This window comes from Planosporangium spinosum (assembly GCF_049999945.1).
Lineage (GTDB): Bacteria > Actinomycetota > Actinomycetes > Mycobacteriales > Micromonosporaceae > Planosporangium > Planosporangium spinosum.
In genome coordinates this window covers 1-11,895 of the sequence record NZ_JBLYUB010000053.1, presented here as the reverse complement: position 1 = coordinate 11,895, position 11,895 = coordinate 1, and the positions used below count along the sequence as shown (strand labels likewise).

7 protein-coding genes and 1 pseudogene are annotated in these 11,895 nt (G+C 70.5%); all 8 read right to left on the bottom strand.

All coding sequences use genetic code 11. From position 1 onward, the window contains the following. Nucleotides 1–830: 830 nt before the first annotated feature. A complete protein-coding gene (locus ACNTMW_RS33850) occupies nt 831–2,279 on the bottom strand; it encodes a DUF2207 family protein (protein WP_426638148.1) in 1,449 nt (482 codons plus the stop codon). Between the two features lie 39 nt (nt 2,280–2,318). Further along, a complete protein-coding gene (locus ACNTMW_RS33845; protein ID WP_426638147.1) occupies nt 2,319–2,897 on the bottom strand; it encodes a LemA family protein in 579 nt (192 codons plus the stop codon). Between the two features lie 103 nt (nt 2,898–3,000). Beyond that, nucleotides 3,001–4,872 carry a hypothetical protein gene (locus ACNTMW_RS33840; RefSeq protein WP_426638145.1) on the bottom strand — a complete coding sequence of 624 codons (1,872 nt, stop codon included), beginning with the start codon at nt 4,870–4,872 and terminating at the stop codon, nt 3,001–3,003. Nucleotides 4,873–4,897: 25 nt separating this feature from the next. After that, complete coding sequence (locus ACNTMW_RS33835) at nt 4,898–5,257, bottom strand: hypothetical protein (RefSeq protein WP_426638144.1); 360 nt, start codon at nt 5,255–5,257, stop codon at nt 4,898–4,900. 199 nt (nt 5,258–5,456) lie between these two features. Continuing rightward, a complete protein-coding gene (locus ACNTMW_RS33830; RefSeq protein WP_426638143.1) occupies nt 5,457–6,911 on the bottom strand; it encodes a hypothetical protein in 1,455 nt (484 codons plus the stop codon). A 94-nt stretch (nt 6,912–7,005) separates the two neighbouring features. After that, nucleotides 7,006–10,131 (bottom strand): BTAD domain-containing putative transcriptional regulator, encoded by a 3,126-nt coding sequence (locus ACNTMW_RS33825; protein ID WP_426638142.1) that lies wholly within the window; start codon nt 10,129–10,131, stop codon nt 7,006–7,008. A 630-nt stretch (nt 10,132–10,761) separates the two neighbouring features. After that, on the bottom strand, nt 10,762–11,274 hold the full coding sequence (locus ACNTMW_RS33820) for an integrase core domain-containing protein (RefSeq protein WP_426638141.1): 513 nt from the start codon (nt 11,272–11,274) through the stop codon (nt 10,762–10,764). 505 nt (nt 11,275–11,779) lie between these two features. Further along, a pseudogene (locus tag ACNTMW_RS33810) lies at nt 11,780–11,895 on the bottom strand (IS5 family transposase); the annotation flags it as partial.

Below are 11,895 nucleotides of genomic sequence, written 5' to 3'. Positions count from 1 at the left end.
GCCGGTCTCGATCACCATCTGCACGGCCTCGGCTTTGAACTGTGGACTGTACCGGCGACGCTGCTCGGGCATGGACTCATCCTCTCAGGTCGGAGGACGTGTCCAAGATCCTTAGTACACCTCAGGGCTCGCGCTCGGCTACTTGTGGGTGCCAGAAAACATCGACGCTTGATGAGATGGGATTTCTCCGACAGAGACCGGCACGATGGCAGGAAGGAGGAGCCACACACGAGCGGAGCATCGGCGAGCAGGTTTGCCGGCCGGGCCCCATGGACCGCTCACGTACTTCTTCGACCGCACCGACCACCGCTCAAGACCGCAGGGATGGCGCGGCAGGTGGGGAGCAGCTGGGGAGCACACGGCCGCGCCCAACCGCATTGAACTGCGGTGAACAACGTGGAGCTGCTGCGAACGGACGCCACTGACCGGCGCCGCCTCGTGTTTGCGCTGGTCACGACGGTGCAGCGGCCACGTTCACACAAGAGTCGTCAACTGCACCGAACGTACTTCAACTACTGTCCAACTTGCCTGATGGCGAGGCTACAAGACTCGGGATCGTAAGGGGTTGACCTGGGAGTGAACGTTTCCTTGTGAGCAGATTTGGGAGCAGAACGCGATCACTGCCCTGTTGACCATCGATTCGAAAGTGGGCGCCTAGCCCACTAATCGATCAAGGCGCCAACCAGGAACGATCTGACCGGATGACTCTTCGGCCGCACCGAAGTGGTCACTCATGCGGCATCGCCCAATAAGAACGGCTGGCAACTCCTCCTCATGGGTATCACGTTCGGCGGTGCCGGCACGACAAGAGGTCCCCGCGGGCGCCGGCGTCACCGTCGGGGCGTCGCTTGCGGGTTCGACGCCTCCGCGATCAACTCCTCATCGCTGGCCCCGGTCGCCGCGAGCGGCTGTGACCAGTCGGATCCGCGCCGCTGCGCGGTGACGTTGAGAACCCGCCGGGTCCACGGGCGGACACGGGCGGTGACCACGTCGCCGACCCGGCACCGGTCGGCGATCTCCGCAGGCAGAATCCAGGCCCGCGTACGGTCGACGCGCCCGTCGTCGATGACCAAGTAGTAGAGGCTCGGGATACTCCGGCGTTCGTTTTCGCTGCCGACCTCGCGCGTCTGCCAAACCTGGTGCCACAGCACCTCGCCGGTGACCGCCGCCGGCGCGATGGCGTCGAGCAGCACCCGCAAGCCTGCGTAGCCGGCATAGCCGAACAGCGCCGACCCGACCAGGGTGAACGCGACACCTACCGGGTCGGACTCGAACAGCCCGTGCCACAGTTCCCCCGGCGGGGCGAAGGTCCAGCCGATGAGGGCGGCGATGACCACCCGCAAGATGATCCAGCCGAACCGCTGCCCGTAGCGGGGCAGCAGGCGCGGATAGGTCACCGTTACCTGCCGCCACCCGCCCGAATAGGACGACCATATCCGCTTGCGGTCGGCCATCCCGAGGTCGATGACCTGGCTCGTCACCCGGGTCACACCGAGCGCGGCGCCGTAGGGCAGATAACGGCCCCAGACGGCCACCGCCGCGGGCGGCAGATCGGCGAACGACTCGTGCGCGGCCAGCCAGTCGCGTACGCCGAGCCAGCGGGCCGCAGCCGCCCTCCCGGCCGTGGTGTCACGTTCGCCAGTGACCTTGGCGGCAACGCCGGTCAGTGCGGCGGTGACAACCAGGAACAATCCGGGCACGGCGCCGAAGTGACCGTCGTCGCGGTGCATGTAGTGCGCCGCGCCGGCGGTGACACCGGCGGCGGTGACGCCCGCGAGCACCGACAGGCCGGTCACGATGGCCGGCGAGAACCGCCGCCGGGACAGACCCGACCGGCGGGCGTCGGCGATCACGGCGAGCCGGAATCGGCGGGTCCAGGCGGCAGAGCGTCCGGCATCGGCGAAACCCAGTGCGGTCAACGGAACCACACCGCCGACCGCCCGTTCGACGACGCGGTCGTAGACCTGCTTTTCGTACCCGGTCAGTTGTGCCGGGGAACCGCCGATCAGGTGCACCGTGGTGTGTCGCGGATCCGGGCCGGCCTGGCGCAGTTCCAGATAGCCCCGCGCGACCAAGTCCAACAGCGTGGACTCCGCCGCGTCGACGGTGAACTCCCAACGGTTGGCCAGCAGGCTCACCACCGCTGGCGGCTCCGCGCCGGGCAGGTCCATTGTGGCCCGATCCGCGGTCACACCGGCGGGACGGGTCAGCACCCAGGCCCCGGCGTACGCGGCCAGCCACAGCGCCAGGCCTATCGCCGGCAGGCCCAACTCCACCATCCGATTGATCATGGTGTCACCCGTCCTCGCGCGATCCGGTCAGAACCGGACCGATACGTCCGCACGCTCGTCACCCACAGCCTCGAAGTACGGCTCGGCGTGGAAGCCGCCGACGCCGGCGATGAGGTTGGTCGGCACCGTCTGCACCGCCGCGTTGAGCGACTGCACGGCGCTGTTGTAGAACTGCCGCGCGTAGGCGATCTTGTCCTCGGTGCCGGACAGCTCCGACTGCAGGGCAAGGAAGTTCTCGTTGGCCTTGAGCTGCGGATACGCCTCGGCTAAGGCGAACAGCCGACCCAACGCCTGGGTCAGCGCGCTCTCCGCGCCAGCCTGCTCCCGCGGGCCCCGGCCGGCGGTGCCCGCCGCCGCGGCCCGGGCGGCGACAACGGACTCCAAGGTGCTGCGCTCGTGCGCCGCGTAGCCCTTGACGGTCTCCACCAGATTGGGGATCAGCGAGTGCCGCCGCTTGAGCTGCACGTCGACCTGCGCCCACGACGCTTGCACCTGCGTACGCAACCGGACCAGCCGGTTGTAAGCGGCGACGGCCCAGCCGACAACCACCACGACGAGCACCACCAGCAACGCCAGCACGACCAGCAGCACTATCCCGGAGCTCACCGAAGCCACCCCTCTTCCTGCGCCTACCGGGGCGATCGTCGCGGTAGGCAAGCATCGTCAATCACGTTTCAGCGTTTGCGGCAGTGCACCGCTCGCCGCGCCGTCAGGGACAGGCACCCTCCGGTGCCGGCAGAATCGGCATCGAGAAGGAGCCGATGTCGCCGTCCACCCGGCCCGACAGCGTCATCGTCTTGCCGTCGACCGTGACGTCCATCTCGGTGTCGCTGGTGATGTTCGGCGGGAGGACCACCACCTCGGTCGGCGTGATGTGCACGGTCTTCGATCCGCTGCCGCCGCCCATCGCGAAGCTGACCGGAATCTCCTTCCACGGCACCGGGAAAGCCGACTGCACGCCGCCGACGCGGAAGATGCCCTTCCAGGTCCCGTACGGCCCATCGCAGGAGACCAGGTCGACGATCCGGCCCGCCAGGGCGACCGTCTCGCTGGACGAGGTCCTGTTCTCCGGCCGGTCCTGGAAGACCCGGACGGCACGGCCGCCGGAGGGCGCCGCCGACGGTACGGGCGACTCCGACGGCTCGTCCGCCAGGTGGTACTCGGCGACCAGGCGACCCTGCCCGGTGACGTCGGTCATCGCCGCGATCTTCGCCACCGGATCGCCGAACACCCCCGTCAGGGCTGCGTAGACGCCGGGGGGCAGGGCGCCGGTGATCGCTCCTTCGACGAACTTGCGAACCTGCTCGACGTCCTGTCGCTTGACGGTCACCCGCAACACAACCTGTCCGTTCGCGATGCGCTTGCCGCGATGGACGTCTTCGGACTCGCGGGCCATCGCCAAGCTGAAGGTCGTGTGCTTGCCCGGGTCCACCTTCGTGTCCTGGTTGGCCGCCGGGGTCGCGTGCTGGCTGCCGGCGACCACCTGCCACGTCGCCGCCGAGCCGGCCGCACCGCCCTTGGCGAGGTTGACGCCCAGCAGCGTGGCGCACTCGCGGACCTCGGGTGAGAAGACGTCCCCGGGACCGTCTTCGACGGTCCCGATCGCTTTCGCGACGCTCGCCTCGGCACCCGCCGCGTAGTGGGCCGTCGCGGGCTGCGCGGTCACCGAGACGGTCCAGTCGCGCACGGCCGCGACGACGGTGACAGCCAGGGCGAGGGCGCCGATCGCCGAGCGCAGGGCCTGGAGGAACGGGATCTGCCCGATGAGGTTCGCCGCGGCGCCGAGCCCGAGTTGAAGCCCCTTGGTCAGAGCCCAGGAGATCGCCGTCTTCAGGAACGGGATGTCCGGCAGGACCCCGACGATCGCCGCCGCGATCTTCTGCAACGTGTCTGTGAAGAACGCGCTGAAGTTACCGCACACTCCGGCCGCCGCGAGCTGGAATCGCGGCGAGGGAATCCGGGTGGCGGCGATCGTGGGCTGGTCGAGCGCTGCGGTCCTGGTGGTCGCCGTGCCGGTTGGTTGTCCGGTCGGTGCCGGTGGCACCGCCGCCGTCGTCTCAGCGACGAAGAGCGCCAGCACGATCGTGGGGAACAGCAACGATGCCGGTTGTTCGAGATCCTGGCCGGCCATCAGCTTCCGGGACTGCTCGGCGCCCGGCGTCTTGGCGGCGGCGACGTAGCCGGCGAGCACGAACGAGAACGGTACGGATCCTGACGGCATCGGCAACAGCTTGTCGATCTCGTCCGCACCGATCCCGCCACCGCCGTCCGCATCCCGGGCCAGGTTCGCTACCTGGGAACGGAGCAGCCGCAGCGGGCTCGCGGCGCGTGGGGTACGGATGGGCGCTGCTGCTCCTGGCCGGTCGTAGACGCCGGCGCCGGCGGCGGCCAGCGCGTCGATCGCCCCGTCGACGCCGATGCGGGCCCGCTCGGTGGACCGCGGACCGACTGGCGAGGCGCCCGGCGCGGTGCCGGTGCAACCGGTCAATCCGACGGTGACGGCGAGCAGGAACGACACGAGCGGCGCCCGCCGGGGACGCCGGTGCCGGCCGTCGGTACGGCCCGTCAGGAAGCTGTTCATCCTCACCCTCTCTCCGGCATGGCGGTCAGAGCCGGCCGGCTACCGTGCGCGCCAGATTCTCGAGCGGCTGGCGGTTTTCCGCCGGATCGTTGAGACGCGTCAGCCTGATCGAGACCCACGTCCCGGCCTTGCGGATGAAGACCGCACCGTCCTCGGCGTACGCTTCGTCGCCGATGCCGGCAAGCGGCCGGAGCTGGTGCCCGAGAGTGCGTTCGATGTCGAGGTACTTCTTCGCCCCGTCGCCGACGAACACCTCCACCTGCGCCGTCGGCCCGGACACCGGTCCGGTGTACGTGCAGGTCTCCCGGACCGGCGTCGCGGGGTTGAGCGCCGTGCCGGCCAGTTGCTGCGCTTCCTGCTGGGACACGAGCGCGCACACGTCCACCGCCGCCGCGGTCGCCGATGCGGTCGCCTCCGCCGTTGGCGCAGCGGTTGACGCGGCCGGCTGCGCGGCCGCCTGCGCAGCCGGGCGCTTCTCCGCCGGCTGACCACATCCGGCGGCCGCGCAGACCGTCAGCACGGCCAGGGAAACAAGCGCCGACCGTGGGCGGATACGGGTAGGGGCCATCGGGTCGATCTCCTTGTCAGCCTCGGCACAGCGGCACGTCCGGTTGTGTCTGTTGCTTGTGGACGAACGGGATCAGGCTTTCCTTTTCAAGCTCGAACTTCGTGGTGCCAAGCAGCTTGCCCAGCAGCTTGCTCACCGCCGCGAATGCGACGGCCGACACCGACGTCCCGAATCCACCGCCCACCTTGCCGTCGAGCGTCGCGCCGACGCATCGAGCCAGCGGGGCCCCGAACGCCGAGCCGTTGGTCACCCCGACGTCGATGACGAGCTTGATGTACGGGCCTGCTGAGGCGACCGGAACGCCGATGCCGAGCTGGACCTTGAGCTCGATCGCGACGGCTACCCCACTGACCCCGACGGATAGCCCCGTTATCGAGTCCAGGATGCTCTTGACCACGCCGAAGGTCGGCGTCACGATCTTGCCCTGGACGACTCCGATCGTGCCGGTGACGCTCCACTCGCCGTTGGCCTTCACTGTGGTGTTCTTGCCGCCCAACGCGGTGGCCACGATGACTTTCCAACTGGTACTGAAGACGAACGGCGTGCCGGGTATGGGTACGGCCGCTTCGATCGGCACCTCGAACCGGATTTTCCGGTTGTCGTCCGCACCGTTCGCGGCGCCGGCGGAGATGCTGATGTCGATGGCTTTGATGCCTTCGAGAGCGACCGTGGAGGCGGGGTCCAGGACACCGTTGGCAATTCGCACGTCCACCCGTACATGCAGCTTGTTGACCTTCGCCGAGAAGTCGACGAAGACTTTGAGGGCGTCGTTGGCCTTGCGACCGAACTTCAGGCCGAGCACCCCCGGGTTCCGGTATGGCTGGGCCTCCCACCCGGCGATCCCGACGGTGAAGTTCCCCTCCCGAGCCGGCGGCAGGTCACCGCCGAGCGCGCCGGCGACGTGCCCCGGCAGTGCCACGGTTCTCGTCATGGCGTCGCTGCGCAGCGCGATCGTTCTCGTCGCTGTCGGTGCCGCGCTCCCCGGCGGGTCCGTCGGCACGGACACCGCTCCAGGGAGATCGGGGATCTCCTGGTAGACCAGCGCGTTCTCGTCGATGTCCCGGTCGACGGTGAAGTGCGCGTCACGGAAGACCTCGGTGAGGGTCACCGGTGCCAGCGTGACGGCCACATCGCCGCCGGCCCGCCGCACCTCGACCGCCCGCCCCACGGCACGACTGGTCACGTACATGACCTTGCCGACCTTGATATCGGCGGCGCCCCGCGCGTGGGCGTCGATCGTCCAGGTCAGGCCGTTACCGGTCGCCGACCGGATCACGTCCGGCCCGCCCTCGACGAAGACGACATCCGGCTGGTAGGTGATCGATGGGTCGCGCACGGGTCCGTTCCCGTAGGTCAGCGCCGCCTTCGTCGCCGGGACAGCCACGGCCCCGCCACGCGTGTCACCGCACCCCACCATGCCGATGACGACGAGACCGGCCACGACCACCGCGCATGGTCGATTCACCCTCATGTACCCGATCCGCTCCCCCGATGCCCGCGTGGCGGTCCGGTGCCGCCCCGCGATCATCATCAACGGAGCTGTTCAGGGCGTGTTCGGGAATCGTTCAGGTCACCGGCCGCACCGCGCTCGGCGCCGCGCCACCCGCCGGGAACGCGGCCGGCTCGACGTCGATCTCGCGCATCCGCTCGACGTACTCCCGGTAATGCCGGCCGGCCTCGCCGTGCCGCCCGGCCGCCGACAGGGCGCTGATCAGCCCGAGGTGGGCCGGCTCGTCGTAGCCGTCCTCGACCGTCAATCGCAGATACCACCCCACAGCGGCCTCGGGACGACCCAGCCCCAGGCACCGTCCCGCGAGCCGGCGGATGACGTCCCTGTGCAACTCGGCCAACATCGTGCGCGGCCGCTCGCTCCACTCCCCGGCCTCGCCTTCAGCGCAGAAGTCACCGGTGTACAGTGCGGCGACCGCCTCCAGCCGGCCGGCGATCTCGGCGCCGGCCGTCGGATCTCGACCGTCCGGTGCCGCCACAGCGTCCGCGGCGACAGCCGCGCGAGCCGCGTCGTGAAACCGGAGCGTGTCGAGGGCGACGTGCTCCGCGTCGATCCGTACCGTGGCGGGATCGGTGGCCAGGTAGTGGTCGGCCGGATACCGGCGGGCCGGGTCCAGCACCGCCCGTACCGTCGAGACCAGCACCGACAGGCGGCGGAGCGCGACCTCCGAGCGCACATCCGGCCACAGCAGGGCGGCGAGCGCTTCCCGGCCGACCGGCCGGCCCAGCTGCCCGGCCAACACCTTGATCAGCTCACGCGCCTTGCGGGACTGCCAGCTGGCCGGGGGCACCGGCGTACCGCCCAGCCGCACGGCGAAATGTCCCAGTGTCTGCACCGCCACCTCGGGGACCGGCGGAGGACCGATCGCCGCCAGGGGGCCGGCAATGTGCCACGCGTCGTCCCGTACCCCGAGCCGGTGCAGCCGGCCGCGCGCCACGTCCTCCGCCAGCGGATCGGCTCCGCAGCGCCCCCGCAGCAGCGCGTTGGTGGCGAGCGCCACCTCGTTGCCGGCGTCGGCCCAGATCGCCGCCGCCTCGACCAGCCCGGCCACGCGACGGCCGGCGTCCCGCCCCGTCCCGCCGTCGGGGCCCGCTCGGTAGCCGGCCAGTACCGCAAGCTCTATCGCCTCGGCCAGGCCGACCGGATCGCGGCGCCGACCGGCCTCCGATCGGGCTTCCGCCGCGTGTCGGCCGGCCGATGCGGCGTCGCCGGAACAGAGCGCCACCCAGCCGGCTGCCAGCTCCGCGGCGACGGGGCCGCTGGCGCTGGGAAGTGCCAGCGCCCGACGTGCGTACGCTTGAGCCTCGGCCGGATCATCCGCGTAGCAGGTCCGCGCCAGCCCGGCCCAGGCCAGCACCAGTACCTGGGCGTTGCTGTGCGGTTCGGCCGTCGCCAGCGCCTCGCGGTAGGCCGCGGTCGCCTGCCGGGCCGAGCCGCGGGCCTGATGGACGCGCGCGGTCGTCAGCAACGCGAAGGCGGCCAGCGGAGAGCCGTCCCGCTGCCAGAGAGTGAGCGCCCGGTCGGCGTCGGCCCGCGCCTCGGCCAGCTCGCCCAGCCCCAGCCACGCCTCGGCCCGATTGTGCAGCGCCAACGCCAGCAGCGTCGGCTGCTCGATCAGCGTGCCGAGCCGGATCGCCTCGGTGAGCTCGTCCACCGCCTCCCGGTAGCGCGCCTCCTCGAGCAGGCGGGACCCGATGTTGGAGCGGATGCGCAACTGCTGGCCGATGTCACCGGCCCGCTCCGCCGCGGCGAGCGCCCGGGCGTAGGCGTGCTCGTTCGCGGCCCGGTCACCCGCACTGAACGCGACCAGCGCCTGCGCGACATACGCCGCCGCGATCGCCGCGTCATCCCGGCTGTGCTCCGCGACGCGCACCGCCTCGTCGGCGAGCTGCCGGGCTCGGGCCTGGTCGCCCCGCGCCCATCGCGCGGAAGCCCACCCGGCCAGCACCCTGGCCCGATCGCGCGACGCCGGCGGCGCGTCCGGTCGATCGGACAATCCTCCGGCGGCACCACCACCGGCATCAGGAGCCGACCGTTCGTAGAGCGACTCCGCCGCCGCGAACTCGCCTCGTTGGTGCAGCAGCACGCCGAGCTGCCACGCCAGCGCCGCGGGCAGCGGAGTCTCCGGCGGGACCGCCGCGAGATAGCGCAGCGCCTCGTCGTGCTGCCCGTCGCGCAGAGCCGACTCCGCCAGCACCAGATCGGCGTCGCGTACCCCGACCGGTCCACCCAGCACCATCCTGGTCGCCCGCAGCGGCCCAAGGTCGTCGCCGGCCAGCCGCCTCGTCTCGGTCAGTCTTCGCAATGCCCAGTCCCACACCGGTTCGAGTACGGCGCGTAGCGCAGGATCGGCCTGCCTTACCGCCGTCAGCGCGCGAAGTGCCGCCAGGTCACCGTCGTCAAGAGCCGACACGAGCTCGGTCAGCCGGTGGTCGTCGTCCAGCGCCTCCATCCCATGGGACCGGCCCGGCGGCGCTTGCGGACCGGGTCGGCCGCCGGCCGGCGAAACCGCGAGATACGTCGCGGCCGTGACCACACCCGGCCACCCTCCACAGTGGGTGAGGATGCCGTGCACCGTCGGCTGATCGGTGGCGACACCGGCGGAACGCAACACCCGCCGCGCCTCGGCCGGCGTAAAGGCGAGCTCGGCCGGCCCGAGGTCAGCCAGCCGGCCGGCGGCCCGGGGCGGGCCGAGTGGGGATGGAAACGGCGCCCGCCCGGCGACGACCAGTGAGGCCTTCTCCGGCAGCCCGAGGACGAGCGCTTCCAGCAACACGGCGGCGCCGTCGGCGCCCAGGAGGTGCGCGTCGTCCACGACGAGCGCGACCGGCGCGGTACCGCCGGCCCGGAGCGCGTCGGCCAGCGCGGCACCCAGCGCGGCCGGCCCCGCGGTGTCGGCCGGCTCCGGTATGTCAACACCGGCCGTCCGCAGTGCGCCCGCCAGCGCGCCGAACAGCACGGTCGGGTCCAGATCCTGCGGGCTCGCCGTGTGCCAGGCGGTCGACCGCCTGGTCGCCCAGGCACGCAACAGCACGGTCTTTCCGGCGCCGGGGCCCGCGACGACGCTGGTCAGTCGCCGGCGAGTGAGCAGGTCCAGCCGCCTGATCAGTCTGGGCCGCGCGAGGATGACCGGATCGCACTGCGGAGCAGCGTCCGGCGACTGTCCCTCACCGGTGATCACGGCGTCAGATTACCGGCGGAGCCGGTCGCTGTTGATCAGCCATGCACGTGCTCGGTAGGGCCGTCCTGGATGGCGCGGACCGGCCGGAAGGCTCGATTGGTAAATTTGGTACAGGTCCGGCCGAGTGCAGAGCTGTGCGGTGCATTGGGGCCGATAGCCACTTCGTCGGGTGCGTCGGGCCTCTCCAGACGGTACGATCTGGCAGCCCAGATGAGCTGGGCATTCATCGGCAGCCTGGTTGCCACGCGAATATCAGAGGTGGCCGTAAGGCCGATCCGGGCAGGAAGAGTCCCGCGCACGCCGAGCGCCGAGCGCCGAGCGCCGAGCGCCGAGCGCCGAGCGCCGAGCGCCGAGCGCCGAGCGCCGGGTGGGACTGTATACCCTGCCTCTCACAGAGGTACACCCCATTCATTCTGCTGCATCCACCACTACCCGGCACTGGCGTGGAGCAACAGGTGGGGAGCAGCTGGGGAGTGCACGGCCGCGCCCAACCGCATTGAACTGCTCTGAACCGCGTCGAGCTGCTGCGAACGGACGCAGCTGACCTGCACCGATTCGTGTTCGCGCTGGTCACAGCGCCGCAGCGTGAAGGGTGCCATTTCACGACTCGCGTGCGGGATCCAGGGTCCGTCAGGCCGCGCGGCGGTATTCGTGAATCAGGCCACCGAGGACGTCGACACGCTCAACCCGGCCAGCCACGGGCGGTGTCATGGTCCCGGCAGCGGTGGGAGCGGGAACGTCGAGATCAATACCGCGGTGCGGCCGGCCGCTGTTGCAGTGCTCGAGATACCGGCAAAGAACCCGCTCAAGGCGCCTCGGATTCCAGATCAGCGTCCAGTCCAGGCACTCGGCTCGGACAGTGCGTACCCACCGCTCGGCGTAGGCGTTCACCTTCGGCGCCCGTGGCGGGATCTTGACCACCTCCACGCCGACCGCAGCGAACACCGCGTCGAAGGCTGCCGTGAACGTGGTGTCCCGGTCACGGATCAGGAATCGCAACCGGTTGACTCGGTCGTCGAGGTCCATCAACAGGTTCCGGGCTGCCTGCGTCACCCAGGCACCGGTCGGATGTGCGGTAACACCGGCGAGGTGCACCCGACGCCGGTCAAGCTCGACGACGAACAGGACATACAGCCGGGTCAACCCGACCGTCTCCACCGTGAAGAAGTCGCACGCCAACGCTCCGGCAGCCTGCGCCCGCAGGAACGCTGTCCAACCTGGGCCGCTGCGCCGCGGTGCCGGGCCCAAGCCGACGACGACGCAGGACCCGCCGCACCGACGTCGCCGACACCCGCACACCGAGCTTGCGGCACTCCCCCACGATCCGTACGTATCCCCAGCGCGGATTCTCCCGCGCCATCCGCACCACCAGCTCGACGACATCGTCATCCAGAGCACGCCGGCCCCGTCCCGTGGCCGGATACGTCCAGCGACGAGCCACCAGTTCGCGATGCCAGCGCAACAGCGTCGCCGGCGTGACCAGAAAGGCGCCCCACCGCTGCCTCGGGAGCAGCCGCGCCAACATGGCCAACACCAGCCGGTCCCGCGGCTCGTATCGCGGTCGGGCGACCTGTCGGCGCACCACCATCAACGGGTGCCGCAACACCGCGATCTCAACATCCTTGGCGTCCGGCGTTTAGGCCGTGTTTCATAGGCCGGGCCGGAGCCACTCGTTGATGGCGACGACGTGGAGTGTGGCCAGGTAGCGCACGGCGAGTTTGTCGTAGCGGGTGGCCACACCACGATGACGTTTGAGCCGGTTGA

Bases quoted from the DNA above. Each gene is read 5' to 3' on its own strand.
- ACNTMW_RS33830 (WP_426638143.1), bottom strand. From the start codon at position 6,911: ATGAGGGTGAATCGACCATGCGCGGTGGTCGTGGCCGGTCTCGTCGTC.
- ACNTMW_RS33840 (WP_426638145.1), bottom strand. From the start codon at position 4,872: ATGAACAGCTTCCTGACGGGCCGTACCGACGGCCGGCACCGGCGTCCC.
- ACNTMW_RS33850 (WP_426638148.1), bottom strand. From the start codon at position 2,279: ATGGTGGAGTTGGGCCTGCCGGCGATAGGCCTGGCGCTGTGGCTGGCC.